Below are 26,185 nucleotides of genomic sequence, written 5' to 3'. Positions count from 1 at the left end.
GCGGACCGATGAAGAGGCAGTGGCGCGGCCGTACGACGGCCACCGCGGAGCAGACGGGGACCTGGCACCACGCGCTGGCCCTGGACGGGGTCACCCGGGAGTACCGGCCGGGGGTCGTGGCGCTGCACCCCATCCACCTGACAGTGCCGCGCGGACGGTTCCTCGCGGTGATGGGCCCCTCGGGGTGCGGGAAGTCGACCTTGCTGCAGTGCGCCGCCGGGCTCGACCGGCCGACGGCGGGCACGGTGCGCATCGGCGGCACCCAACTGTCCTCGCTGAACGAGGCGGCGCTGACCCGGCTGCGGCGGGAGCGGATCGGCTTCGTCTTCCAGGCGCACCATCTGGTGCCGTCGCTGAGCGTCGCGGAGAACGTCGCCCTGCCACTGATGCTCGGCGGCGAGAGCCCCGGCGACCGGCACCTGCGGGCACTCGCGGCGGTCGGGCTGGGGGACCGGGGCGGTGCCGTGCCGGCGGAGCTGTCCGGTGGGCAGTGCCAGCGGGTGGCGATCGCCCGCGCGCTGGTGACCACGCCCGACATCGTCTTCGCCGACGAGCCGACGGGGGCGCTCGACCCCGCCGCCGCGGAGGAGGCGCTGACGCTGCTGCGGCAGGCCGTCGACCGTGACGGCCATACGGTCGTCATGGTCACCCACGACCCGTTCGCCGCCGCCTGGGCCGACGAGGCACTGTTCCTGATGCGGGGGAAGCTGGTCTGGCGGCAGGAGCGGCCGGAGGCGGCCGACATCCGCCGCGTCCTCAAGGAGCTGGGAGGGCGGACGGCATGAAGGTCGCCGCCCTGCTGGCCGCCCGCGCCACCCGTGCCCACCGTAAGGCGTGGACCGCCGTGTTCGCCGCGCTCACCCTCACCTCCCTGCTGCTCGGCGCGTTCGGGCTGACCCTCGCCTCCGCCTGGAGCGCACATCCACGGGTGGAGCGGTACGCCGGAGCCGACCTCGTCGTGGCCGGCGACCAGACCACCCGCTTCAGCGCGGCGTCGCTGGGCGACCGCGAGACCGTGAGCGCCGGACTCACCGAGCGGGTCCGGATCCCCCGTACGGCGCTGACCGCGGTGCGCGCGGTGCCCGGGGTGCGGACGGCCGTCGCCGATGTGGAATTCCCGGTGGGCCGCGCGGGCCGATCCGCCACCGGCCGGCCCTGGGAGGCCGCCCGATTGGCGCCCTACGCGCTACGGACGGGGCGCGCCCCGCAGCGCGCGGGCGAGGTCGTGACGGGCGGCGGCGCGGGCCGCGTCGGGGCGCGGCTGACGCTGCGCGTGGGCGGCCGCGACACGGCGTACACCGTCGTGGGCGTCGCCGACGGGCCCGGCTCCGCCATCTGGTTCACCGGCGCCGAGGCTCGCCGCCTGGCCGGCCACCCGGAGGCGCTGGACGCCGTCGGGGTCGTCGCCGAACCCGGCACGGACCCGGGGGAGCTGGCCGGGCGGGTGCGGAAGGCCCTGGACGCGGCCGGTGTCACCGACGTCGGGCACCGCGCCGACGGCGACCCGGCCGTCGTGCGCGTCCTGACCGGGGGCGAACGGGGAGAGGCCGAGTTCCTGGCCGCCGCGCCCGCCCGTGGCGAACTGCTGGCGGCGCTCGGCTCCGTGGCCGGCGCCGTCGTCCTGGTGGCGCTGCTCGTGGTCTCGTCGACCATCGTCCAGGCGCTGCGGCAACGCTCCCATGAGCTGGGCCTGTTGCGGGCGGTCGGCGCCACACCGGAACAGCTGCGCGGTGCCGTGGGCCGGGAGGTGACGCGGGTCGCGGCCTGGGCGGCGCTGGCGGGCGCGGCCGGGGCGGTCCCCGCGTACCTGGGGCTGCGCGCGCTGCTGGACGCCCGGGGCGCGCTGCCCGCCGGACTCGAGCTGACGCTTCCCCCGCTGTTGTGGCCCGCGCCCCTGGTCACCGCCGCCGTCACCGTCCTGGTGGCCGGGATCGCGGCGCTCATCGGCTGCTCCGGGACCGCCAAGCTGCGCCCGGCGGAGGCGCTGCGCGAGCGGCCACCCGGCAGCGCGCGCCGCATCACGGGGCTGGTGCTGCTGTTCGTGGGCGCGAGTTCGGCCGGGGCGGCCGTCCTCCAGCAGGGCGCGACCGCGGCGGCCGCGGCCGGTGGGGCGGCGGTGACGATGGTGATCGCCTGCGCCGTGCTCGGACCGTGGATCGCCGAGGGGGCGATGCGGCTGCTCGGCGCTCCACTGCGGCTGTTCGGCCCCGGCGGCCGCCTCGCCGCCGCCAACTGCGCCGCGTCCGCCCACCGGCTGGGCGCGGCGATCACCCCGATCGTGCTGGTCACCGCGTTCGCCGGGGTCCAGCTCGCCGGGGGCGCGACCATGACCCACGCAGGGGACGCCCAGGCCCGCCAGGTGCTGCGCGCCGATCTCGCGGTGCGCGCGGACGGCGGGCTCCCGGTCGGTGCGGTGGAGCGGATCCGCCAGGTCCCGGGGGTACGGGCGGCGACCGAGGTCGTCCCGGGCACGGTGCTGCTGGCGCGGAGCCAGCTCGGTGCGCCCGAACTGGAGCGGCTGCCGGTCTTCGGCGTCACCCCGGAGCGCCTGACCCACACCCTCGACCCGGGCGTGCGGGACGGGGACCTCGCCCGGCTGAGGCCCGGCACGGTCGCCGTCGGCGCCGACCGGGCGGACTCGCTCGGCGCACGGCCCGGCTCCACGGTGACCCTGCGGTTCGGCGACGGTCAGGAGACCCGGCTGCGGGTCGTGGCGACCTACCAACGCTCGCTCGCACTCGGGGACTTCCTCCTCTCCCGCGAGGATCTGCTGCGCCACACATCCCTGCCCGCCACGGGCCGGGTCCTGGTCGCGACCGCGCCCGATGCCGACCGTAAGGCGGTCACGAAGGCGCTGGCGCGTGCGGTGCCCGGGGCCCGTGCGGAGCGGGACCCGGCCCCGGTGCGGGGCGAGGCGGCGGAGCAGGCGCTGGCCGAGGTGGTATCGGTGGCGGTGGTCGGGGCGGTCGGCGGCTTCACGGTGATCGCCGTCCTGAGCACCCTCGCCCTCATCGCCACCGGACGCCGCCCCGAGCTGCGGCTGCTACGGCTGGCGGGCGCGGGCCGCGGCCAACTGCGCCGGATGCTGTGCCTGGAGGCGGCGGCCACGGTGGTGACGGGCCTGGTGGTGGGGGCGGCCGTGGCGTCCGTACCGCTGCTGGCCTTCAGCCTGTCCATGGCGGGCACGTTGCCGTACCTGCCCCCGATCCAGGCCGCGGTGATCGTCTCGGTGGTGGCGCTGACGGCGGCGGCGGGGTCGCTGCCGCCGGTATGGACGACACTGCGGGGCCGGTATCCGCGGCATGTCAGCCCCTCCGGCGATTGAGGAGCGGGGTCCGGGGCGGAGCCCCGGCGGGGGTGAGGGGGCGGAGCCCCCTCTTTCGGGAAGGGGCGGGGCGGGGAAAGCCACGGCTCACGCGGCCGCGAATATTGCCGGAGCCGGATCTCGGTGGGCCCGGGGCCCGCACTGGGCCCGGGGCCCGCACTGGGCCCGGGGCCCGCACCCGGCCAGGGACCGGCACCCGGCCCAGGGACCCGCACCGCGCCCAGGGACCCCCACCGGACCCGGCCGCCTCACCGCTTGTCCGCCGCCTCCCCCGCGCCCATCCCCTTGTTCAGATACGCCAGCACCGCCAGCACCCGCCGATGCCCACTATCGCTCGGTGGCAGCCCCAGCTTCGCGAAGACATTGCCGATGTGCTTGCTGACCGCCCGCTCCGAAACCACCAGCGTCCGCGCGATCGTGGTGTTGTCCCGCCCTTCCGCCATCAGATGCAGCACCTCGCGCTCGCGCGGCGTCAAGGAGTCCACCGGATCGTCGCGGCGCCGGGTCATCAGCTCCTTGACCACCTCGGGATCCAGCGCCGTACCGCCCGCGACCACCCGCTCCAGCGCGTCCAGGAATTCCTCGACCCGCCCCACCCGGTCCTTCAGCAGATAGCCGAGCCCGCCCGCGCCATCGGCCAGCAGCTCGGTCGCGTAGGTCTCCTCGACGTACTGCGAGAGCACCAGCACCGGCAGACCGGGGATCTCCCGCCGCGCCGCGAGCGCCGCGCGCAGCCCCTCGTCGCGGAAGCCCGGCGGCATGCGGACGTCGAGAACGGCCGCGTCCGGACGGTGTTCGAGGAGGGCGGGCAGCACCTCGGGGCCGCTGGAGGCGACCGCCACCACCTCGTGCCCGGCGGAGTTCAGCAGCAGGACCATGCCCTCCCGCAGCAGAGCGTTGTCCTCGGCGATCACCACACGCACGGCAGCTCCACTTCGATCAGCGTCGGCCCCCCGGCGGGGCTGGTCATCTCCACGGTCCCGTCGAGCGCCGCGACCCGGCGCCGCATGCCGAGCAGCCCGCTGCCGCCCGCGGGATCGGCCCCGCCCCGCCCCTCGTCCCGTACCGCGACCCTCAACCTATCTTTCCTCCGCGCGAGCTCGACCGATGCCCGCTCGGCCCCGCTGTGCTTGGCCGCGTTGGTCAGCGCCTCCGCGATCACGAAGTACGCGGCCGCCTCGACCGCCGCCGGTGCCCGGGGCCCGTCCTCCACCCCGTCGTCGTCCACGGACACCTCGAGCCCGCTGCCGGCCGCGAGCGCCCTTACGGCGCCCACGAGTCCGCGGTCGGTGAGGATCGGCGGATGGATGCCGCGCACGACATGGCGCAGTTCGGTGAGGGCCTCCTCGGCCTGGTCCTGCGCGTCCGCCAGCAGCTTGTGCGCCGCGTCGGGGTCCTTGTCGTACGCCCGCCGCGCCAGCCCCACCCGCATCGAGAGCGCCACCAGACGCGCCTGCGTACCGTCGTGCAAGTCCCGCTCGATGCGTCGCAGTTCGGCCCCGTGGGCGGCGACGGCGCCCGCCCGGGTCTCGGACAGCTCCTCCACCCGCTCGGCCAGCCGGGCGGTGCGCAGCGCCTCCGTCGACGGCAGCAGCAGCGCCCGCGACCACGCCGCGTCGAGGTCGACGAGCCGCTCGATCAGCGGCAGCACCACGGCCCGCTGCCTCAGCAGCCCGCACCACACCCCGTCGACCAGCAGCCCGATGACCCACACCGGCATCGCGCAGCAGGCCAGCAGCCAGCCGTAGACCGCGTGGGCCCCGAGCCAGCGCAGATCGCGGTAGGTGGCCGGATCCCCGACCGCCGTCCGCACCCGCGCGAACACCTCCCCGTTCAGCGGCTGGTACACCTCGGGCACCGGCTCACCGGTCCAGGCGCCCACCCACCGCCGCTTGTACCCGGCGGTCTTGCGCACCAGCAGTACGGACTCGGGCAGCACCCCCGCGCCCACGACGGTGACCATCGCGACGGCGGCGAAGGCCGCCACCCCGATGAACAGATACGAGGCCAGGGCGATCCCCGCCCCCCTCAGCAACTCCACCGAGGCCCGCCCCGCGCGCCACACCGTCTCCCGCATGGCGGTCAGGCTAAGTGACGGGGCGGGTTCCCGGCAGCGGTGGTGTAGCGCGCTACACCCTGGAATCGGGGGTGCGGCCCATCGAGGCGGCGGTGCGGAAACGGGATCGTAGAGCTCGGACAAGGAACGGCCGCGCCACCGGCCGATACCACGGCCCACCAAGGGCCCCGCGAAAGGAACCCCGCAATGAAGTCCCTGCTCTGGCTGGTCCTCGCCCTCGCCGCCCTCGTCAACGTCGCCTCCAGCTTCGCCTTCACCGGCGCCGAGCAGATCGTCATCAGCTCCGTCACCGGCCTCACCGCCATCGGCACCGCCACGGGCCTCTACCTGACGCGCGACCGCCGCGCCGCCTGAGTCCTTGCGACGGCCGCTACGTCATCTCGGACAGGGCCCGCCACCCGCAGTGTGCCCTGCCCGGCGGCTCGCGCGACCTCTTCGAGGTCGCTCGTGATGGGCCGGGCGATCATGACCTGGAAGGGCCCGGGCAGCGCGCGCCTCGCGAATTTCGCAGGAGTGGGGGTGATGTCGAGGATGTGGCCGCCGGGCTTCAGCAACGTCCTGTGCGAGGCGTATGGCCTGGGCATCCCCATCGCTGCCCTGCCCTGTCTGAACGCCGCCCAGGCAGCCCATCCCGCATACCGGCAGAGCCTGGAGCGACGACGGGGCATGGGCGTGCTGGTCGTTGAATGCGAACCGCACCAGCCGAAGGCGGGTGGCGGCCGCGACACCTTCCGGTGGCAGCCAGCGCTGGAGCTGCTGAGTCCCAAGGTGCGGTGAGTCCGGCACCGGGGCGGCACCTCCGGACGCATGCGGGCGAGGTACCCGCATGGGCCCATGCTCAAGGACGTCGTCCGGCAGCTCGCCGATGCCGTCTGGGGAGCCCCGGGAACGTCCCTTGCGGACAAAAACCAGGACAACGGCAGCCGCGATATGTCGAAGGGCCCCACCGCGAGCGGTGGGGCCCTTCGACATCGTGCCCGGTGAGGCACTGGCGGAGGATACGAGATTCGAACTCGTGAGGGGTTGCCCCCAACACGCTTTCCAAGCGTGCGCCCTAGGCCTCTAGGCGAATCCTCCGTGGGACACTCTACCCCACTTGATGAGGTGCCCTGACACGGCCGATGGCGCGTACCGCGTGCTCTGTGGGTCATGCCACATTGTCGGTCGGGGGAAGTCAATGTCCGGCGGAATCGAGATAAACCGGACGGGTTCTGTTGCTGATGGTCGGTGGGAGTGGCCTGGGGCTTCCATCCGGGGCGGTCGTCGCCGAATGCGGGCGCGGGGGTGGGGTGGGCGTGTGGTCCGTCGTGGTCGTTTCCGGGGGGAGTGCGGGTTCGTTGGAATGAGCCGGTTCTGCCGGCCCTTCGGGGAACTGCCGGGGGCGGGCCGGAGCGTACCGGGGAAATCCGATGCAGAAGCGGGTATTCGGGGTTCCGGTAAAATGTGGGGTCTGGTGCATTTACTAGTGCCATAAGGCGTGCGCCTGGTGTATTCACTAGCTTCGGGGGTCGGCGGTATCGATTCGTTCATCCGCTTGCTATCGTCTCGCCATGAATGGGCTGTACGCGCTTAAACCGTGGTTCGCCCGCCGATTAACCCTGCTCCGGCGATGGTTGATCCGGAGCGGAATCTCTCCGAATGCGGTCACCTTTGCGGGAGTGCTCTGTGCAGGCGCTGCTGCGGCGTCCTTTGCCATGCTGGCCGCTCCCTGGGCCGTCGTTCCCGTGGTGGTATTCCTGACGGCTCGATTGGCCTGCGCCAATCTCGACGGCTCCATTGCCAGGGAAACCGGAAAGCAGACCCGCCTGGGTTCGTTGCTGAATGAAATCGGTGATCGAGCGGCGGATCTCGTGGTGATTCTCGGATTTCTGCCGCACCTATCGCCTCCATTCGTACTTGGTGCGCTGCTGGCCAGTTCGGCGCCGTCATGGATCTCCATCGCCGGGGCCGCGGCCGGGGTGCGGAGAATCAACGGCGGGCCGATGGGGAAGACCGAGCGCTGCCTCGTCGTCGCGGTCGCCGCGGCGTCCGGGTGGTATGCGCCCGCCGCGGTGGTGATGGTGGTCGGTTCCGCATTGACCGCCGGTGTGCGGCTGTTCCAGGTCGTGGCGCTCTGCAACCGCCGTGACGGCGAAGGCGGTCATGACGGCGAGAGTGGTCGGGTCGGCGAGGATCATGATCACGATCCTCTGAGCGGTCGGCTGTGACCCCCTTCGCGGATGTGCTTCCGCCGGAGATGGCGCGGGCCGTGCCGCTCCTCGCCGGGACGCTCACGGTGAGCGGCCTCGCCCTTCTCTTCGTCCGCAACGTCGAACTGCGCCGTCGCTGGCGGACCTGGTGCGTCACCGCACTGATCGTCTGCGGGACGCTGGGCTTCGGCGCACCCGGAGCCGCCCTGTTCGCGGCCGGGCTCGCAATGGTGGGCTCCATCGAGTACGTGCGCTTGGTGGGCCTGCGCCGCGCCGACGGCGCCGTGCTGCTGTCTGCCGGGGTGCTCCTGCCCCTCATCGCCTGGCTGCGCCCCGGACTGCTCACGCTGCCCGCGGCCGGCGTCCTGCTCTGCGCCGCCGCGCTGCCGCCTCTGGTGGGCCAGGACGTGGTCCATGGCGCCGGCCGCGCGGCCAGGACCACCTTCGGCCTGATCTGGCTGCCCGTTGCCCTCACCGGACTGGTGTCCCTGGGGGACCTCGCCATCGTGATCTGCGTCAGCGTGGCCTTCGCTGACGTGGGCGGTTGGTGCGGCGGGCGCGCACTGGGCCGCTCGGGTCCCCTGGGGCGTCCGCTGTCCGCCCTCTCACCGGCCAAGACCTGGGGCGGGGTTGTGGGCTCCGCCGCCCTGTCCGGTGTGGCGCTGTGGGCCATGGACGCCTGGACCCCGCTGCGGTGGCTCGCCGTGCTGTGCGGCTGCGCACTGGGCGACCTGCTCGAATCCATGATCAAACGAAATGCCGGGGTCAAGGACGCGGGCCGTTGGCTGCCCGGGTTCGGGGGGCTGCTGGACCGCATCGACTCCCTTCTCGTGACCCTTCTGCTGTTGGGAGCCATGCCATGACGAAGAACGCGGCAACCGGGTCGTTATCCGCGGTACGGAGCGATACCGAGGGCGATACGCGGCCCGAGCGACGCGTCGCCGGCGGGGCGGAGGAGGCCGCCGGGCGGCGGGACCGGCCCGCGGTCCGACTTCTGGTGGCGGCGTGGCTGCGCCGGCGGTTCTGGCGGACCGTCCTCTTCCTCACCGGTGGTCTCACGGTCAAGGGGAAGCTGCCGAAGGGCGGTTGCGTCGTGGTGGCCAACCACTCCTCGCACGCGGATACGGCAGTACTCCTCGCCGCACTCAGCGTCGCCCGTGCTCCCCGGGTGGCGGCAGCCGCCGACTACTGGTTCCTCAAGCGTGCGCGCCGCCTGGTGTGTTCGGTCCTGGCCGCCGCGTTTCCCGTACGCCGCCACGGTGGCGGTTACTCCGACCTCCAGGACATCGCCGGTCCCATGCTGCGTGCCGGACACGCGGTTGTCGTCTTTCCCGAAGGCACCCGAGGAGAGGGCCGCGTGGGCCCGTTCCGGCGGGGTGCGGTCGACCTGGCCGTCTCCCACGGTGTGCCCGTGGTGCCAGTCGCCCTGTCCGGCACCGCGGAACTGCTGCCCAAACGCGGACGGCTGCGTCCGCACGCCGTCCGGGTGCGGATCGGGCAGCCGCTGACGGACCCCGACGCCGACACGGCCCGCACGGCGGTCCTCGAACTCCTCGCCGAGTGCCGGCCCCGCGACAGCCGGGTCCGGCACCGGATCGCCCGGCTGGCGGTGTCCTGGAAGGGCCTGGGCCTGGTCGCCGCCTGGTCCTTCACCGAGGCGCTGAGCTGGCCGCTGCTGCCGGAACTCGCGCTCGCCGTGCTATGCGTCGCGGCGCCCAGGGCCGGGCTGCGGCTGACCCTGAGCGCCGCCGTGGCCAGCGTCGCCGGAGGTCTGGTCGCGCTCGGCCTGTACTCCGGGACCTCCGTCGACCTGCCCCAGCCGCTGACCACCACGCGTATGCACACCACGGCGCAGAAGGAGATCCGGCTGGAGGGTGCCCGCGCGGTACGGCACCAGCCCGCCAGCGGTATCCCCTACAAGGTGTACGCGGCCGAGGCGGGGCGAGCCGCGGTCCCCGCGGGCGAATGGGTGCTGCGCTCCACGGCCGCCCGGGGGCAGCGCATCGTCGGCGTCGGCCTCGTGCTCACGCTGATCGGCGTGCTCACCCAGCGCTGGCGGCGTTTCTTCCCGCAGTACCTCGTCTTCGTGGGGGTGGCCTTCATCGCGTTGTTCGCACTGGTCATCAGCTCGTGGCGGTGACCCGTACCCCCGTCGGACAGTCCCCGCGCCCGCTGCCGTACGTCCTGCCGACGGGGCGTGCGCGGGCCGCCGGACCCGACAGCAGTGTGAGGACGACCCCGACCGCCGTATGAGGAGCCGCGCGCAGATGCCCACCCCGTCCGTTCCGCCGACCCCGTCCGTCCCACCCGCCCCAACCACCTCGGCCACCCCCGCCACCCCGTCTGCCCCGGAAGCGACGCCCCCGGTCGTACCCTCCCCGTCGGTATCGGACGGAGCCGCCCGCCGCATCCTGGCGCTGACCAGCCTCGGCGTGTTCATCGTCTTCCTCGACACCACGATCGTGAATGTCGCCTTCGACACGATCAGCACCAGCTTCGATGCCGGTATCACCCGCCTCGTGTGGGTTCTCAACGCCTATACCCTGGTCTTCGCCGCGTTCCTGATCCCGGCCGGGCAACTGGCCGACGCCTACGGCCGCAAGCGCCTGTTCCAGATCGGTCTCGTGGGCTTCGCGCTCAGCAGCGCCCTGTGCGGTCTCGCCCCCGGGCTCGGCGTCCTCATCGCCGCACGGGCGGCCCAAGGTGTCTTCGGCGCCATCATCGTTCCGGCCTCATTGGCGCTCCTCCTGCCCGCCTTTCCCCTGGAGCGCCGGGCCACGGCGATCAGCACCTGGGGCGCCATGGCGGCCGTCGCCACCGCGATCGGCCCGACCCTGGGCGCGCTCCTGATCGAATACACCACCTGGCGCTGGGTGTTCCTGCTCAACGTCCCCGTCTGCCTGCTCACCGCGGCCTGGGGCGCGCGCCTGCTGACCGAGACCCGCGGTTCCCGGAACGGAGGTCTACCCGACCCCCTCGGGGTCGCCATGAGCGCCGTCGCCCCCGCCTTGCTCAGCTTCGCCGTCATCTACGGTCCGCGCCTGGGATGGGACGATCCGCGTGTCCTGGCGACCGCGGCGGCCGGTGTCCTCCTGATCCCGGTGCTGATCCGCCGCTCCCGGCACGCCGCGCGGCCGGCACTCGACCTGAGCCTGTTCCGGATTCGGAACTTCCAGGCGTCCAACGTCGCCACGCTGGTCTTCTCCGTGGCCTTCTTCGCCGTTCTCCTCTCCAGCCTGCTGTTCCTGCAGAACGTCTGGCACTACTCCGTGCTGAAGTCCGCGCTGGCCGTCAGCCCCAGCGCACTCGTCACCGCGCTCGTGGCCCCGCTGGCCGGCCGGCTGGCCGAACGATTCGGCTACCGACCGGTCTTCGTCATCGGCGCCCTCTTCTATGCCGCGGGCGCCGCCGTTCTCGCCCTGCGCACCGGCGCCTCGCCGCATTGGGCCACGCACTGGCTGCCCACCCTCGTGCTCAACGGCATCGGGGTCGGCCTGGCCCTCTCCACTCTCAACAGCGCCGCGGCGAAGGCGCTGCCACCGGAGCGCTTCGGTGTCGGCACGGCCATCAACAACAGCTTCCGGCAGCTGGGCGCGCTGCTCGGGGTCAGCGTGTTCGTGGCCGTCCTGGGGACGCCGACAAGCGCGACGATCCTGGGGGACTACCACCGTGTCTGGTGGGTGCTGGCCGTGATCCCCGTGATCAGCGCCGTGACGTACCTCGCCACCCATCGCGAGCCGGAAGCCACCGGATGACGCCTGCCGGGGCCGCCCCACCGGCCTCCGGCCGAATCTCATATCTCACATCTCACACCCCGGCATCCCGCATCGTGGATCGCGGATCCTGGCCGAAAACGGTCCACGACCAGAAGGGGCACCCGCGGAGTCGTTCGTACCCCGGTCGATCCGCTAAGGTGGGGCGCAGCCCCTCACGTGGCGCTATCTCACCGAACTCCCCCAGGGCCGGAAGGCAGCAAGGGTAAGTGGGCTCTGGTGGGTGCGTGGGGGGCGCCTTGCGTCTGCGGGGGGGGGGTGCGGGGATGCGGGCGTGGTCCGGTTGTCGGCCGTCCCCGATATCGTCGTAAGCGTGTCGTCCCTCGCGCTGTACCGCCGCTACCGCCCCGAGACCTTCGCGGAGGTCATCGGGCAGGAGCATGTCACCGGCCCGCTGCAGCAGGCGCTGCGCAACAACCGGGTCAACCACGCGTATCTCTTCAGCGGTCCCCGCGGGTGTGGCAAGACGACCAGTGCGCGCATCCTGGCCCGCTGTCTGAACTGTGAGAAGGGTCCCACTCCGGCGCCGTGCGGCGAGTGCCAGTCGTGCCAGGACCTCGCGCGGAACGGACCGGGGTCGATCGATGTGATCGAGATCGACGCCGCGTCGCACGGTGGTGTGGACGACGCCCGTGAGCTGAGGGAGAAGGCGTTCTTCGGGCCCGCGTCGAGTCGTTACAAGATCTACATCATCGATGAGGCCCATATGGTCACCTCGGCGGGGTTCAACGCCCTGCTGAAGGTGGTCGAGGAGCCCCCGGAGCACCTCAAGTTCATCTTCGCGACCACCGAGCCGGAGAAGGTCATCGGCACGATCCGGTCGCGTACGCACCACTATCCGTTCCGGCTCGTGCCGCCCGGGACGCTCCGCGAGTATCTGGGAGTGGTCTGCGGGCGCGAGGCGATCCCGGTCGAGGACGGAGTGCTGCCGCTGGTGGTGCGGGCCGGGGCCGGGTCCGTGCGGGATTCGATGTCGGTGATGGACCAGCTGCTCGCGGGCGCGGCCGACGACGGTGTGACGTACGCCATGGCCACCTCGCTGCTCGGATATACGGACGGCTCGCTGCTCGACTCGATCGTGGACGCCTTCGCGGCGACCGACGGCGCGGCGGCGTTCGAGGTCGTCAACCGCGTGATCGAGGGGGGCAACGACCCCCGGCGCTTCGTCGCCGATCTGCTGGAGCGGCTGCGCGATCTGGTGATCCTCGCCGCCGTGCCGGACGCCGCGGAGAAGGGGCTCATCGACGCCCCGGCCGATGTGGTGGAGCGGATGCAGGCGCAGGCGTCGGTCTTCGGTGGAGCCGAACTGAGCCGCGCGGCGGACCTGGTCAATGAGGGCCTTACGGAAATGCGCGGCGCCACCTCGCCGCGGCTGCAGCTGGAGCTGATCTGCGCCCGGGTGCTGCTGCCCGCCGCCTTCGACGACGAGCGGTCGGTGCAGTCGCGGCTGGAGAGGCTGGAGCGCGGGGCCCTCGCGGGCGGCCTGGGCGGTGGTGCCGGTGGCGTCGCCGGGGCGGTGGGGCCCGGGCCCGCCATGGGGTACGTACCGGGGCCCGACGCTCACGCTCCGGCCGCTCCCCCCGCCGCTGGGCCGTCCGGTCCGGCCGCCGCGCGTGCGGCGATGGCCGGGGGAGGGTCCGGCCAGGGGCAGGCGCCCGGCGGGCCGGGCGACGCCGAGGCCCCCGGCGGGTGGCCCGCGGGTGCGCGGCCGGCCGCGGACAGCGGTTCGGGCGGCGCCGCAGAGGGAGGACAACAGGCCGGTGCCCCGGCCGCGCCCGTGGAGGGCGGCGGCGGGCAGCGGCCCGGAGCATGGCCTTCGGGCGCCCAGTCCGCCGCGGTGGAGGGCGGCGGATCGCGGCCCGGAGCCTGGCCGACCGCCTCGGCGCCTGGTTCCGGTGCGTCTGGTGGTTCCGGTGCGTCCGGGTCGTCTGGTGCGTCCGGGGCGTCCGGTGTTTCCGCTGTCGGCGGTGGCGCTGCTTCCGGTGGTGGAGTGCCCGCTCGGCAGCCCGGTGGCTGGCCCACGGCCACCGCGCCGGGGCAGGGCGGCGGCCCACCTGCGCAGACGCCCGCGGCGCCCGCCGCGCCGACCGGGCCTTCCGGGCCGGCCTCGCCTCCCGCGTCCGCCGGGCCCTCCGCACCCGCGCAGGGCGCGCCGAGCATGGCACAGGGCGCCGTGCAGGTGCGGCAGATGTGGCCGGACATCCTGGAGGCGGTCAAGAACCGCCGCCGCTTCACCTGGATCCTGCTGAGCCAGAACGCGACGGTGTCCGGTTTCGACGGCACCACCCTCCAGCTCGGCTTCTCCAATGCGGGCGCGCGCGACAGCTTCGTGGGCGGTGGCAGCGAGGACGTCCTGCGGCAGGCGCTCCAGGACGCCATCGGCGTGCAGTGGCGGATCGAGGCGATCGTCGACCCCTCGGGCGGCGCCGGACAGCAGGGCGGCGGCGGTCCGGCCGGCCCCGGTGGTGCGGGCGGTTCCGGTGGCTTCGGCGGAGGCGGTGGCGCCCCCGGCGGTGGTGGCTTCGGCGGTGGCGGCGGCTTCGGTGGCGGGAGTGGCCCCGGTGGCGGCGGTCAGTCGGCCGCGCCAGGGCAGTCCGCGCCCCGGCCCGCTCCCGCCTCCCCGCCCCCGGCCGCTCCCGTCGCGCCGTCCGGAGCCGTGGACGCGGGCCGGCCCCCCGAGGCGGCGGCGTACCGGGAGCTCGAGCCTCCGCGGGTCGCGCTGGAGGACGACATGCCGGCCGAGGACGACCCGGACCTGGACGACACCGCGCTGAGCGGGCACGACCTGATCGTCCGCGAGCTCGGTGCCACCGTGATCGACGAGATCGTCAACGAGTAGGAGGCGTGGGTCCCGCACCCATGCCCTATGTAGGCGTGTCTCCTCCGTACGGCGTAGAGCAGGGCGCTCGGGGAGCACGTAGGCTCGGGCTATCGAAGAGAACGACTGTCGAGCGCCAGGAGCGAAGCCGTGATCCCCGGTGGTGGCCAGCCGAATATGCAGCAGTTGCTGCAGCAGGCTCAGAAGATGCAGCAGGACCTCGCCGCGGCCCAGGAGGAGCTGGCCCGGACTCATGTCGAAGGTTCCGCGGGCGGTGGCCTGGTGAAGGCGACCGTGACCGGTTCCGGTGAGTTGCAGGGCCTGGTCATCGATCCCAAGGCCGTGGATCCTGAGGACACGGAGACCCTCGCGGATCTGGTCGTCGCGGCCGTCCGTGACGCCAACAACGCCGCGCAGGAGCTCCAGCAGCAGAAGCTCGGCCCGCTCGCCCAGGGGCTGGGCGGTATGCCCGGGCTCCCGTTCTGATCCTCGGATCTCTCGGGTCCCCGGGCCGGTCCTCGGGATTCCGGATCCTCGGGTTCTCGGTTCCTCGGGTTTTCGGGTCCCCGGGCTCTCCCATCTCATAGGGTTCCGTAATCCCACCGGGTCCCCAGGGTTCCTCGGGCCTACGGGAACCCAGGGTTCCCCGGGCCCACTCGGCTCACCGGGCCCGGCCGCGGGACCACGGCGGCCCCGGCAGTGAGGGCGCGGCGCAACCGAATATTCATATGCAGTACAGCCACCGCGCGGCGGCGCGAGATTGGATGAAGGCGTGTACGAGGGCGTGGTCCAGGACCTCATCGACGAGTTGGGCAGGCTGCCCGGCGTCGGTCCCAAGAGCGCGCAGCGGATCGCCTTCCACATCCTGCAGTCCGAGCCCACCGATGTCCGCCGCCTCGCGCATGCGTTGACCCAGGTCAAGGAGAAGGTGCGGTTCTGCGCGGTCTGTGGGAACGTCGCCGAGGCCGAACAGTGCCGCGTCTGCCAGGACCCCCGCCGCGACCCCGCGATCATCTGCGTGGTCGAGGAGCCGAAGGACGTCGTCGCGATCGAGCGGACGCGTGAGTTCCGGGGCCGCTATCACGTGCTCGGCGGGGCGATCAGCCCCATCGAGGGCGTGGGCCCGGACGATCTGCGGATCAGGGAGCTGCTGGGGCGCCTCGCGGACGGGACGGTCACGGAGCTCATCCTGGCCACTGATCCGAATCTGGAGGGCGAAGCCACCGCCACGTACCTCGCGCGCATGATCAAGCCCATGGGTTTGAAGGTCACTCGCCTGGCCAGCGGCCTCCCTGTCGGTGGAGACCTGGAGTACGCCGACGAGGTCACGCTGGGTCGTGCCTTCGAAGGGAGAAGACTTCTCGATGTCTGACGCAACGCTGCACGACGCCCACCCGGACCCGGACGACTTCGCGGTCCAGATCTCCGACCAGATCGAGAGCTTCATCGTCGCGGTCACCGAAGTCGCCAAGGGGGACGAACCGGACAGCGCTGTGCCGTTTCTGCTCCTCGAGCTGTCCCAGCTGCTCCTCGCGGGCGGCCGGCTCGGCGCCCACGAGGACTTCGTTCCGGACGAGCGGTACGAACCGGACGTCGGCCCGGAGCCGGACGTCGACGAGCTGCGTGAGCGCTTCGCCGTGCTGCTGGAGCCGGTGGACATCTACTCGGAGGTCTTCGACCCGTACGTGCCGCGCAGTCAGCCCGTCGCCTGCCGGATCTCCGACGATCTCGCCGGGATCATCACCGATCTGCGGCACGGGATGGCGCACTACCGCGAGGGCCGGATCAGCGAGGCGCTGTGGTGGTGGCAGTTCTCGTACCTCTCCAACTGGGGGACGACCGCCTCGGCGGCCCTGCGCGCCCTGCAGTCGCTGGTCGCGCACGTACGGCTGGACAGCCCGCTGGACGAGCTGGACGGCCTGGACACGGACAGCAACGCGGGCGGTGACGAGGAGCTCGCGGAGGAGGCCGGCCGGGTGATGGCGGCGGAGATCGCGGGACCGCTCGGCCTGCGCTCGGAGCCGCGCTGAGGCGTGCCCGAAGCGGACAGCGGGAAGATCCGAAACGGCCCGCGGGGGCGTCCCGCGACCCGTCCGAGCCTGTGAGCTGGGTTACGTTCCCGTGTGCTTCGGCGGCGAGGGGGAAGGGTTCGTCGCTGAGCGGGTGGGAGGGATGCGGGGAATCTCGCGGACGCATGGACGTATGCGTCGCGTGATGCCCCCTGTTTCCTTGCCCTCCTTGATCACTTTGTGAGGCATTCGTCTCGCTATGTGATATTGGGAGGGTGAATTCCGGCCGCTCGTTAAACTGAGCCGACCGCATTATTGAGAGCTGCGAGGAGCGCACGTGGGCCTTGTCGTGCAGAAGTACGGAGGCTCCTCCGTTTCCGATGCCGAAGGCATCAAGCGGGTCGCCAAGCGAATCGTGGAAGCCAAGAAGAACGGCCACCAGGTGGTCGTCGTGGTCTCCGCGATGGGCGACACGACGGACGAGCTGATCGATCTCGCCGAGCAGGTATCCCCGATTCCTACTGGGCGCGAGTTCGACATGCTGCTGACCGCGGGGGAGCGGATCTCCATGGCCTTGCTGGCCATGGCGATCAAAAACCTCGGTCACGAGGCGCTGTCGTTCACCGGCAGCCAGGCGGGAGTCATCACCGACGCGGTTCACAACAAAGCGCGGATCATCGATGTCACGCCGGGCCGCATCCGTGACGCGCTCGAGCTGGGCGCGGTCGCGATCGTCGCGGGCTTCCAGGGCGTGTCCCAGAAGAGCAAGGACATCACCACCCTCGGCCGGGGCGGTTCGGACACCACGGCGGTCGCGCTGGCCGCGGCCCTGGATGCCGAGGTGTGCGAGATCTACACCGACGTGGACGGCGTGTTCACCGCCGATCCGCGCGTGGTGAAGAAGGCTCGCAAGATCAACGAGATTCCGTACGAGGACATGCTGGAGCTCGCCGCGAGCGGTTCCAAGGTGTTGCACCTGCGCTGCGTGGAGTACGCGCGCCGGTACAACATCCCCATCCACGTACGGTCGTCTTTCTCCGGCCACCAGGGCACCTGGGTGCGCAACCGGCCGGAAGCGGGAGAAGGAGAAGAAGGCATGGAGCAGGCGATCATCTCCGGGGTCGCGCACGACACGTCCGAGGCCAAGGTCACGGTCGTCGGGGTGCCGGACAAGCCGGGTGAGGCCGCGGCCATCTTCCGCACCATCTCCGACGCCGAGATCAACATCGACATGGTGGTGCAGAACGTCTCCGCCGCGTCGACCGGGCTGACCGACATCTCCTTCACGCTGCCGAAGACGGACGGCCACCGGGCGATGGAGGCGCTGACCAAGGCGAAGTCGCTGATCGGCTTCGACTCGCTGCGCTACGACGACCAGATCGCCAAGATCTCCCTGATCGGTGCCGGAATGCGCACCAACCCGGGGGTCACCGCGACCTTCTTCGAGGCGCTGTCGAACGCCGGGGTCAACATCGAGCTGATCTCGACCTCCGAGATCCGCATCTCGGTCGTCACCCGCGCCGACGATGTGAAGGACGCGGTGGTCGCCGTGCACAGCGCCTTCGGCCTGGACAGCGAAAGCGACGAAGCGGTGGTTTACGGAGGGACTGGCCGATGATCGGTCATGGCGGTGCCGCCGGGGGCGACAAGCCCACCCTCGCGGTCGTCGGTGCCACCGGCGCCGTCGGCACTGTCATGCTCTCGATCCTCTCGGAGCGCGCCGACATCTGGGGCGAGATCCGGCTGATCGCCTCGCCCCGCTCGGCCGGCCGGAAGCTGACCGTCCGGGGTGAGCAGGTCGAGGTCGTCGCGCTGAGCGAGGAGGCGTTCGAGGGCGTCGACGTCGCGATGTTCGACGTGCCGGACGAGATCTCGGCGCGGTGGGCGCCCATCGCGGCGAGCAAGGGCGCGGTGGCCGTCGACAACTCCGGCGCGTTCCGGATGGACCCCGATGTCCCGCTGGTGGTGCCGGAGGTGAACGCGCACGCGGCCCGTGTCCGCCCGCGCGGCATCATCGCCAACCCCAACTGCACCACCCTGTCGATGATCGTGGCGATGGGCGCGCTGCACGCCGAGTTCGGGCTGAGCGAGCTGATCGTCTCCTCGTACCAGGCGGTCTCCGGTGCGGGCAAGGAAGGCATCGACGCCCTGCGCGAGCAGCTCGCGCTGGTCGCGGGTACGGAGTTGGGCACCCACCCCGGGGATGTACGGCGCGCGGTGGGCGACACCGGGCCGTTCCCGGCGCCGATGGCGCTCAATGTGGTGCCGTTCGCCGGTTCGCTCAAGGAGGACGGCTGGTCCTCCGAGGAGCTCAAGGTGCGCAACGAGTCCCGCAAGATCCTGGGGCTGCCGGAGCTGAGGGTTACCGCGACCTGTGTCCGGGTGCCCGTGATCACCACGCATTCGCTGGCCGTGCACGCGCGGTTCGAGAACGAGGTGACGGTCGAGGCGGCGCACGAGATCCTGGCGGGCGCCCCCGGTGTGGTGCTGTGCGACAACCCTGCGGAGGGCGAATTCCCCACCCCCGCCGATGCCGTGGGCACCGACCCCACCTGGGTGGGCCGGGTGCGGCGGTCGCTGGACGACCCGAGGGCGCTGGAGCTGTTCGTCTGCGGCGACAACCTGCGTAAGGGCGCGGCGCTGAACACCGCGCAGATCGCGGAGGTCGTCGCGGCGGAGTTGGCCGGCGCCGCCGCGAGGTGAGAGGGCCGCAGGGCCCGTCATGTCACCACCAAGTGGGACACATCGCCACATAGGGCCCAGTGCCGCGTAGGGCCCATCGCCAAATAGGCCCCGCCATCGGATGGCGATCCGTGGTCAAGTGAGGGGCCCGGGCCTCCGTAAGGTGAGCGGCCGTCTTAAAGTGACGTTTCACCAGTGCGTTCGACCGGCAGATGTGAATATCCTGTGCGCATGTCACTGGCCTGGACCAGCTGAGCTGGGCCGTTGATCTGATCGACGTATTCGCTCCCCGCCCGCCGCAACCGGCAGTGGGCGGGGAGCGTCTTTCCAGCCGCCCCGAAGCGGGCGCGGGGACAACTGGGGCATTGGGGAAGAATTGATGCGCATGGGGGCATTGAACGCATCGTCAAAAGCGGTGCCTCGCGCGTACAACCCTGACAGGGGGCGGCGTGTCCAACAGGCGTGGCAGAGGTATTCGGCATCGCAACGATTCCAGGGCGCGGCGGCGCGGCGGTACGTCCCCCGCGTCCGCCAGGTGGCATGCCGGTGATCGCGCCATGGCCGACGGCCCGCCCCGCGCACATCACAACAGGGCGCGAGGACACTGACGACGCGATGGCAGCGGGCACCACAGTCGATCACCTCACCGAGACCTACCGCGCCCATTACCGGTCGCTGCTGGGTCTCGCCGCGCTCCTTCTCGACGACACCGCGTCCTGCGAGGACGTCGTGCAGGAAGCGTTCATCCGTGTGCACTCGGCGCGCAAGAGAGTCCGGGATCCCGAGAAGACCCTTGCCTATCTGCGGCAGACGGTCGTCAATCTCTCCCGCTCCGCGCTGCGCCGGCGCATCCTCGGGCTGAAGCTGCTCTCCAAGCCGATGCCCGATATGGCCAGTGCCGAAGAGGGGGCGTACGAACAGCTTGAACGCGATCAACTGATCAAGGCGATGAGGGGACTTCAGCGCCGCCAGCGCGAGGTTCTCGTGCTGCGCTACTTCGCCGATATGACCGAGGCCCAAGTGGCCGAGACGCTGGGCATTTCGCTCGGCTCGGTCAAGGCGTACGGCTCGCGCGGCATCGCGGCGCTCCGCGTCGCCATGGAGGCTCCGGCATGAACCACATCACACATACGCCGGACCCGGACGATCCCGGGCGGCGGACGGGCCACGAGCCCGAATCCCGAGAACCAGCGGAGTCCACGGAGCCGATGGAACTGGTGGAGCCGACGGAGTCCGCGGAGGCCGGTGAGTCCGCGGGGTCTGCGGATTCCACGGGAGCCGAGGAGTCCGGCGGGTCGGCTGGGTCTGCGGAGGCCGGTGAGTCCGCCAGGTCTACGGGGCCTGCGGGGGCCGAGGCGTCCACCAGGTCCGCAGGGACCAGGGAGTCCGCTGCGTCCGGGCAGGGGCGGGTGACGCCCCTCCGGATTCAGCTCGACGACGACGGGCCCGGCGGTGAGGACGAGGAGGCGCTGCGGCGGCTGCTGCACCGCGCCGTCGACGATCTCGAACCGTCCTCCGACTCCCTCGACCATCTGCGGCGCGCCGTGCCCGCCCGCCGTGCGCGGCGGCGCCAGGCCCTGGTCGGGGCCGCGGCCGCGGTGGTGCTCGGCTGCGCGGCCGTACCGGCGCTGGTGCACGTCGCGACCACCAGCAATGGCGCGGACGGCCGCCCGGCCAACGCCGCCAGCAGCCACCGCACTCCTGAGACCAGCGGCAGCCGGCACGGCGAGGGCAGTGGCGGCAAGGGCTCCGACGGGCCCGCCGACACGGTCGAGCAGGACAAGGGCGACAAGGACAAGGACAAGGGGAAGGACAAGCCGCCGAAGGGCGACGAGGAGGGCGGCTCCGACGGTACGGCCCCCGACCCCTCCAACACGCTGAACGCCACTTCCCCCACCTGCAGCCGCGCCCAGCTCACCAGCGGTGGCGCCGGATCGGTCGGAGCGGCCGACGCCGAGGGGCGGGTCTACGGCTCCTTCCGCGTCGCGAACATCTCGGACAGCGCCTGCACGGTCGAGGGCAGCGGCTCGGTGGGCGCGAGCGCCCAGGGCGGTGCGGACGCCTCGCGGATCCTGGTCGTCGACCATACGGCGGGCGACGCGGCGGCAGGGCTGCCCGACCCGTCCCTCCAGCCGGGCACGCTCATCCTCAAGCCCGGCCAGGCGTACGAGGTCAAGTTCGCCTGGATCCCGGCGGCGGGCGGCGGCACCAGCGGCTGCTCCACCACCGGCACTCCGACTCCCGATCCGTCCACGGACCCGGCCCAGGACGGGCCGCAGGACAACCCCAGCTCGGGTGAGCCGGGCGGTGGCGAGGGCGGTGAGCCGCAGGACGCGAGCGTCCTGGTCAGCCACACACCGGAGGCGGGCGACCCGGCCGCGGCGAGCGTGACGATCGGCGGCGCCTGCGCCGGAACGATCTACCGCACCGGTCTGCTGGCGTCTCTCTAGATCTGACGGCGTCCCTCTGGGGCTGTGGGCAGTGGCCTTCCTGGGAGCCGCCCCCGGGAGGTCACAGCGGCGCTCCTGAGGCGCCGCGACGGGATCCCGGGGCCGACGCGCGGGGGTCTGCGGGGCGGCCCCGCCGCCGGGACTCCGATGCGAAGCCCGTACCGTGGTGGTGTGTATCGGTTTCTGCTGACACCCCGCTGGTGGGTGATCAACGTGTTCACCCTGCTGGCGATCCCGGTCTGTCTCTTCATGGGCAGCTGGCAGCTCAGCCGCTTCGAGACGCGCGTCGACACGCATAACCAGCAGCAGGACGACGCCTCCCGCGAGCGGAAGGCCGCGGCCCGGCCGCTCAGCGATCTGCTGCCGGTCACCGCGAAGACCTCTGGGGAGCGGGCTACCGCCACCGGCCGATACGACACCACACATCAACTCCTCGTGCCCGACAGGCGGCTGGACGGCCGCGACGGCTTCTATGTGCTGACCCTGCTCCGCGTGGACGGGGACGTCGGCGGAGGCAAGGGCATGGCCGACGGCAAGGACGGGGCCGGGGCCAAGGGCGAGCCCGGGGCCAAGGCCGGGGCCGGGGCCAAGGACGAGCCCGGGGCCAAGGCGCTGCCCGTCGTCCGTGGGTGGCTCCCCGGCGACGCCGACGATCCGGCGGCCGCCGCCAAGGTGCCCGCGCCCCCCTCCGGCGAGGTGACCGTCACAGGGGCCCTCCAGGCGTCCGAGCACCAGGGCGGCGACGGGGTGAGCGCGGCCGGTGGTCTCCCCCGCGGTCAGCTCGGCATGATCAGCGCCGCCTCCCTGGTCAACCTGGTGCCGTACCAGGTGTACGACGCCTGGGTGACCTCCTCCCAGGCTCCCGGGGCCCTGAAGCCGGTGCCCCCCACAGCGGCCGAGGGCACCGGGCTCGACATCAAGGCGTTCCAGAACCTGGGCTACACCGGTGAGTGGTTCGTCTTCGCGGGCTTCGTGATCTTCATGTGGTTCCGGCTGTTCCGCCGCGAGGCCGAGACGGCCCGTGATCTGGCCCTCGGCATCACACCGCCCGAGCCGGCGGCTCCGACGGAGCCGGGTGCGGACCGGACCCCAGATGACGCCGAGCGAACTCGATCTCCAAGCGCAACTGCTTGATCCGCTCCTCGACGACCAGCGAGCCGTGCCCCGCTTCATAGCGGTAGACCTCATGCGGGGCGCCGCGCTGCTCGAGCCGCTCCACATAGTTGTCGATCTGCCGTATGGGGCAGCGGGGGTCGTTCAGCCCCGCCGAGATGTAGACCGGCGCCCGCACCTGATCCACATAGGTCAGCGGGGACGACGCCTCGAACCGCTCCGGCACCTCCTCCGGGGTGCCGCCCAGCAGGGTGCGGTCCATCGCCTTCAGGGCCTCCATCTCGTCGTGGTAGGCCGTCACATAGTCCGCGACCGGGACCGCGGCCAGCCCCAGCGCCCAGGAATCCGGCTGGGTCCCGATCCCCAACAGCGTCAGATAGCCGCCCCATGAACCGCCGGACAGCACCAGCCGCTCGGGGTCGGCGAGCCCGGAGGCCACCGCCCACTCCCGCACGGCCGCGATGTCCTCCAGCTCGATCAGCCCGACCCGGTGCTTGAGCGCGTCCGTCCACGCCCGCCCGTAACCGGTCGAGCCGCGGTAGTTGACCCGCACCACGGCGAAGCCGTGGTCCACCCAGGCCGCCGGGCCCGCCGCGAAGGCGTCGCTGTCATGCCAGGTCGGCCCGCCGTGGATGTCGAAGACCGTCGGGAAGGGGCCCTCGCCCGCGGGTTTCTGCACCAGCGCGTGCACCCGCCCGCCGGGGCCGTCCACCCACGCGTCGGTGACCGGCACCGACTCCGGGGCCGCGAAACCGGGCGGCTCCAGCACCGTCCGCCCGCTCGTGGACCGCACCTGGGGCGGCTTCTCGGCCGACGACCACAGGAACTCCACCGTGCCGTCCGGCCGCGCCGTGGCGCCCGAGATCGTCCCCGCCGGGGTCTCCAGGCGGGTCAGCTCGCCGGAGCCGAGGTCGTACCGCAGCAGCTCGCTGCGCGCCTGATGGCTGTGCTCGACCAGCAGCGCCGATCCGTCCGGGAACCAGTCCGCCCCGACGTCACCGGGCAGATCGATCGCCAGCGCGGTCTCCACACCGGTCACCGGATCCCACACCATGGGCTCCCACCGGCCGCGCCGCTGGTGCCCGACCAGCAGCCGGGTGTCCCCCTCGACGGGCGCGAAGCCCATCACGGACAGGCCCAGCTCCTCGGTGCCGCCCTTGGTGTCGTCCAGCTCCGCGACGGCCGTCCCATCGAGGCGCAGGACCCGGATCGCCGAGTGCATCGCGTCGCCGTGCTCGGTGTGCTCGATCGCGATCAGCGTCCCGTCATGGGTGAGATCGCCCACTCCGGCGGACTCGCGATGCCGGTAGATCTCCTCGGGATCGCCGCCCGGCCGCACCACATGGATGGTCGAGCCGTCCTCGTCGGTGGACCGCCCGACGACCGCCGTGCCGTCGCGGCCGAGCGCGAGCCCCGCGGAATAGGAGGGGTCAAGGCCGGGGGCCGCGGGCTCGTCGGCCGGGCGCTCGTCCCCCTCGCCGCCGCTGAACAGCTGGCGCAGCCACACCCCGAACTCATCGCCATCGGTGTCCGAGAACCACCAGATCCACCGGCCGTCCGGCGACAACACCCCGTCGGTCGTCCCATTCGGCCGGTCCGTGACCTGCCGCTGCGCACCGGTCGCCCGATCCCATGCGTACAGCTCGTATGTGCCCGTGGCGTTGGAGACGAACAATGAGTGGTCCGGGGCTTCTTCCGCCCAGTCGGGCAGCCCCACTCGCGGCGCCCGGAAGCGCTTTTCCCAGTCCGGCATGGACTCCGTGCTCTCAGTCATGCCCACCATTCTGCGCCGCACCCCGACATCCGCGCTGGCGTCGCCCCGCGCCTGTGGATAACGTTCCCGGCGGGATGGACAAGGGCCGTACACCGAGGGGGAGCTGATGGCCGACATAGCCGCGACAGTGGAGAGGTACTGGGCAACGGCCCAGGCCAGGGACTGGCGGGCGTTCGGTGCCACTCTCGCCGACGACGTCCGCTACGAACTGCCGCAAACCCGCGAGCGGGTGCTCGGCCGGGATGGTGTGGTCCGCTTCAACGCCGAGTACCTGGGCGAGTGGAGTCTGGAGGTCGAGCGTGTCATCGCCGACGGCGAGCAGGCGGTCTCCTGGGTGCGCTTCAGCGAGGACGAGGAGGAGACACAGGCGATCAGTTTCTTCACCGCCTCGGCGGACGGCCGGATCCTGACCATCACCGACTTCTGGCCGGCGCCGTACGAGCCTCCGCGTGAGCGCGAGCAAATGGTCGAGCGCTTCTGAGTGGTTCTGGCCACTTCCGACTGCTCGCAGGCAATGCCGGGCAGCAGCTCGAACTCTTCCGTCCGCACCCGTCGATAGCTCCTCCGTGCGCGATTCCGCCCCTTCCCCCTGCTCCTACCCCTCCGGCTCCCACCCTTCCGGGTCCCACCTCTCCGGCCCCGGCCCCCGCCCCTCCCCTTCGCCCCGTCCCCTCCCCGGGCTCCGCTACCTGAGCAGCACCGGCAGCTCGTCCACGCCATAGACGATGGAGAGCTTCCGGAAGGAGAGCTTCTCCGCCGGTACGGCGAGTCGCATCTCCGGGAACCGCCGTATGAGGGCGGGGTAGGCGGCCCGGAGTTCCATCTTGGCCAGCTCGGCGCCGATGCAGCGGTGGATGCCGTATCCGAAGGCCAGATGGGAGGGGGCCTGCCGGTGCGGATCGACCCGCTCCATGTCCGGACCCAGCTTCTCGTCGCGGTTGGCGCCGCTCAGTGAGCACAGCACCAGATCGCCGGCGGATATCCGCGTGCCCGCGATCTCCATGTCCTCGCGGGCGAACCGCGGGAAGGCCACCTGCACCACCGTGAGATAGCGCAGCAGCTCCTCCACGAACGGGTCCACGACATCGTCGTGATCACGGATCGCGGCGAAGTACTCGGGGGCCTGGAGCAGCACCAGCGTGCCCAGCGCCAGCATGCTCGCCGTCGTCTCCAGACCGCCGGTCAGCACCCCGTCGGCGAGCCCGGCCAGTTCCTGGTCGTCGACTTCATCGCCGTGCTCCTTCACCAGCATGCCGAGCAGCCCGTCGCCGGGCGTCTCACGCTGCTTCTGCACGATCCCGTGCAGATAGGAAAGGGAGTCCGACATCGCGCCGAGGGAGGCGTTCGCCCCGCCGAAGAGATCGAACCGCGCGGTGCTGTGGCGCTGGAAGTCATCGCGGTCCTCGTACGGCACCCCGAGCAGTTCGCAGATGACCAGCGCGGGAATGGGGAGGGCGAATGTTTCCACGAGATCCACCGGGCCCTCGGCCGCCGCCATCTCGTCGAGGCGCTCCTCCACGATGGAGTGGATGCGCGGGGTGAGCCTGCTGAGCCGCCGCATGGTGAATTCGGGCGTCAGCAGGCGTCGCAGTCTCGTATGCGTCGGTGGATCGCTGAAGCCGAGACCTCCCGGATTCTGCTGCGGGGCGACGCCGATGTTCCGTTCCGCGAGGTTGGTGAAATCGGAACTGAACCCCTTCGTCTTTCCGAGCACCGCCTTGGTCTCGTCATATCCGGTGACAAGCCAGGCATTGATACCGAAAGGCAGCCATATCTTGCTGATGGGTTCTTTTGCCCTGGTTCGGGACAGATCGGCAATGGGGTCGAGTCCATCGCGCCTCAGCGGCGCCAGCGTGGCGTCCGGGAGGAACGACATCTTGGACAAGTCGAACCCATTCTTCTGGATTCTCGAAAAGTACTTGCGGCCCAGCCAGGAGACGATGTTTGAGCGGAGATTCGACATGGGCGCAATACT

The 26,185-nt window shown here is 71.8% G+C and carries 21 protein-coding genes, 1 tRNA gene, 1 other RNA gene and 1 pseudogene; 19 read left to right on the top strand and 5 right to left on the bottom strand.

The features are described 5' to 3' along the window. Nucleotides 1–8: 8 nt before the first annotated feature. Both AS97_RS22570 and AS97_RS22565 read left to right on the top strand, forming a co-directional pair. Nucleotides 9–785: an ABC transporter ATP-binding protein gene (locus AS97_RS22570; RefSeq protein WP_210565527.1), complete on the top strand. Its 777-nt coding sequence runs from the start codon at nt 9–11 to the stop codon at nt 783–785. Then, nucleotides 782–3,325, top strand: coding sequence for an FtsX-like permease family protein (locus AS97_RS22565; protein WP_210565526.1), 2,544 nt, complete (start codon nt 782–784; stop codon nt 3,323–3,325). Before AS97_RS22570 ends, AS97_RS22565 begins: the two co-directional genes overlap by 4 nt. A 248-nt stretch (nt 3,326–3,573) precedes the next feature. Here the strand turns inward: AS97_RS22565 and AS97_RS22560 are convergent, their stop codons facing one another. Together AS97_RS22560 and AS97_RS22555 are read right to left on the bottom strand one after the other, a co-directional pair. After that, nucleotides 3,574–4,248 (bottom strand): response regulator transcription factor, encoded by a 675-nt coding sequence (locus AS97_RS22560; RefSeq protein WP_059148205.1) that lies wholly within the window; start codon nt 4,246–4,248, stop codon nt 3,574–3,576. Then, the gene (locus AS97_RS22555; protein ID WP_059148204.1) at nt 4,236–5,402 is read right to left on the bottom strand and encodes a sensor histidine kinase; all 1,167 of its coding nucleotides are present in this window, start codon (nt 5,400–5,402) and stop codon (nt 4,236–4,238) included. The genes AS97_RS22560 and AS97_RS22555 overlap by 13 nt, the downstream gene beginning before the upstream one ends. 186 nt (nt 5,403–5,588) lie before the next feature. Here AS97_RS22555 and AS97_RS22550 point away from each other — a divergent pair, with 186 nt between their 5' ends. Then, on the top strand, nt 5,589–5,756 hold the full coding sequence (locus AS97_RS22550) for a hypothetical protein (RefSeq protein WP_185930405.1): 168 nt from the start codon (nt 5,589–5,591) through the stop codon (nt 5,754–5,756). 201 nt (nt 5,757–5,957) lie between these two features. Further along, nucleotides 5,958–6,179: pseudogene (locus AS97_RS22545) on the top strand (flavoprotein); the annotation flags it as partial. Between the two features lie 212 nt (nt 6,180–6,391). Here the strand turns inward: AS97_RS22545 and AS97_RS22540 are convergent. Then, nucleotides 6,392–6,479: transfer RNA gene (locus AS97_RS22540), tRNA-Ser, on the bottom strand. Nucleotides 6,480–6,952: 473 nt separating this feature from the next. On the opposite strand from AS97_RS22540, the gene AS97_RS22535 reads away from it, so the two are divergent. The 14 genes from AS97_RS22535 to AS97_RS22470 all read left to right on the top strand — a co-directional run bounded on the left by AS97_RS22535 (nt 6,953) and on the right by AS97_RS22470 (nt 22,457). Continuing rightward, nucleotides 6,953–7,609, top strand: coding sequence for a CDP-alcohol phosphatidyltransferase family protein (locus tag AS97_RS22535; RefSeq protein ID WP_210565525.1), 657 nt, complete (start codon nt 6,953–6,955; stop codon nt 7,607–7,609). Next, nucleotides 7,606–8,454, top strand: coding sequence for a phosphatidate cytidylyltransferase (locus tag AS97_RS22530; protein ID WP_282615686.1), 849 nt, complete (start codon nt 7,606–7,608; stop codon nt 8,452–8,454). Before AS97_RS22535 ends, AS97_RS22530 begins: the two co-directional genes overlap by 4 nt. Next, entirely contained in the window at nt 8,451–9,731 is a 1,281-nt protein-coding gene (locus AS97_RS22525; protein ID WP_086711305.1) for a lysophospholipid acyltransferase family protein, read from the top strand. Before AS97_RS22530 ends, AS97_RS22525 begins: the two co-directional genes overlap by 4 nt. A gap of 127 nt (nt 9,732–9,858) precedes the next feature. Next, nucleotides 9,859–11,346, top strand: a complete 1,488-nt coding sequence (locus tag AS97_RS22520; protein ID WP_210565524.1) for an MFS transporter — start codon at nt 9,859–9,861, stop codon at nt 11,344–11,346. Nucleotides 11,347–11,511: 165 nt separating this feature from the next. Further along, nucleotides 11,512–11,606, top strand: an RNA gene (gene ffs, locus AS97_RS22515) — signal recognition particle sRNA small type. Nucleotides 11,607–11,677: 71 nt separating this feature from the next. Then, a complete protein-coding gene (locus tag AS97_RS22510) occupies nt 11,678–14,203 on the top strand; it encodes a DNA polymerase III subunit gamma and tau (RefSeq protein ID WP_210565523.1) in 2,526 nt (841 codons plus the stop codon). A gap of 129 nt (nt 14,204–14,332) precedes the next feature. Beyond that, nucleotides 14,333–14,668, top strand: a complete 336-nt coding sequence (locus AS97_RS22505) for a YbaB/EbfC family nucleoid-associated protein (protein ID WP_014061795.1) — start codon at nt 14,333–14,335, stop codon at nt 14,666–14,668. Nucleotides 14,669–14,954: 286 nt separating this feature from the next. Beyond that, nucleotides 14,955–15,554, top strand: coding sequence for a recombination mediator RecR (gene recR, locus AS97_RS22500; RefSeq protein ID WP_059148202.1), 600 nt, complete (start codon nt 14,955–14,957; stop codon nt 15,552–15,554). Next, a complete protein-coding gene (locus tag AS97_RS22495) occupies nt 15,547–16,212 on the top strand; it encodes a DUF5063 domain-containing protein (RefSeq protein WP_059148201.1) in 666 nt (221 codons plus the stop codon). Before recR ends, AS97_RS22495 begins: the two co-directional genes overlap by 8 nt. A 316-nt stretch (nt 16,213–16,528) precedes the next feature. Further along, nucleotides 16,529–17,809 carry an aspartate kinase gene (locus tag AS97_RS22490; RefSeq protein ID WP_059148200.1) on the top strand — a complete coding sequence of 427 codons (1,281 nt, stop codon included), beginning with the start codon at nt 16,529–16,531 and terminating at the stop codon, nt 17,807–17,809. Beyond that, nucleotides 17,806–18,894 carry an aspartate-semialdehyde dehydrogenase gene (locus AS97_RS22485; RefSeq protein ID WP_059148199.1) on the top strand — a complete coding sequence of 363 codons (1,089 nt, stop codon included), beginning with the start codon at nt 17,806–17,808 and terminating at the stop codon, nt 18,892–18,894. The genes AS97_RS22490 and AS97_RS22485 overlap by 4 nt, the downstream gene beginning before the upstream one ends. A gap of 519 nt (nt 18,895–19,413) precedes the next feature. Next, complete coding sequence (locus AS97_RS22480; RefSeq protein ID WP_030829843.1) at nt 19,414–19,989, top strand: SigE family RNA polymerase sigma factor; 576 nt, start codon at nt 19,414–19,416, stop codon at nt 19,987–19,989. A gap of 293 nt (nt 19,990–20,282) precedes the next feature. Then, complete coding sequence (locus tag AS97_RS22475; RefSeq protein ID WP_247204464.1) at nt 20,283–21,323, top strand: DUF4232 domain-containing protein; 1,041 nt, start codon at nt 20,283–20,285, stop codon at nt 21,321–21,323. Between the two features lie 171 nt (nt 21,324–21,494). Then, complete coding sequence (locus AS97_RS22470; RefSeq protein ID WP_086709710.1) at nt 21,495–22,457, top strand: SURF1 family protein; 963 nt, start codon at nt 21,495–21,497, stop codon at nt 22,455–22,457. Here AS97_RS22470 and AS97_RS22465 read toward each other — a convergent pair. Next, complete coding sequence (locus AS97_RS22465) at nt 22,363–24,189, bottom strand: prolyl oligopeptidase family serine peptidase (RefSeq protein WP_125761194.1); 1,827 nt, start codon at nt 24,187–24,189, stop codon at nt 22,363–22,365. The two genes, AS97_RS22470 and AS97_RS22465, sit on opposite strands and share 95 nt — an antisense overlap. Before the next feature lie 127 nt (nt 24,190–24,316). On the opposite strand from AS97_RS22465, the gene AS97_RS22460 reads away from it, so the two are divergent. Beyond that, nucleotides 24,317–24,691: a nuclear transport factor 2 family protein gene (locus AS97_RS22460; RefSeq protein WP_059148196.1), complete on the top strand. Its 375-nt coding sequence runs from the start codon at nt 24,317–24,319 to the stop codon at nt 24,689–24,691. Nucleotides 24,692–24,895: 204 nt separating this feature from the next. On the opposite strand, the gene AS97_RS22455 is transcribed toward AS97_RS22460, so the two are convergent. Continuing rightward, on the bottom strand, nt 24,896–26,173 hold the full coding sequence (locus AS97_RS22455) for a cytochrome P450 (RefSeq protein ID WP_059148195.1): 1,278 nt from the start codon (nt 26,171–26,173) through the stop codon (nt 24,896–24,898). Nucleotides 26,174–26,185 lie beyond the last annotated feature (12 nt).

It is taken from the genome of Streptomyces sp. AgN23, assembly GCF_001598115.1.
In the GTDB taxonomy this organism is placed as follows: domain Bacteria; phylum Actinomycetota; class Actinomycetes; order Streptomycetales; family Streptomycetaceae; genus Streptomyces; species Streptomyces antimycoticus.
The sequence above is the reverse complement of the archived record's forward strand: the minus strand, read 5'-3'. Positions and strand labels throughout refer to the sequence as shown.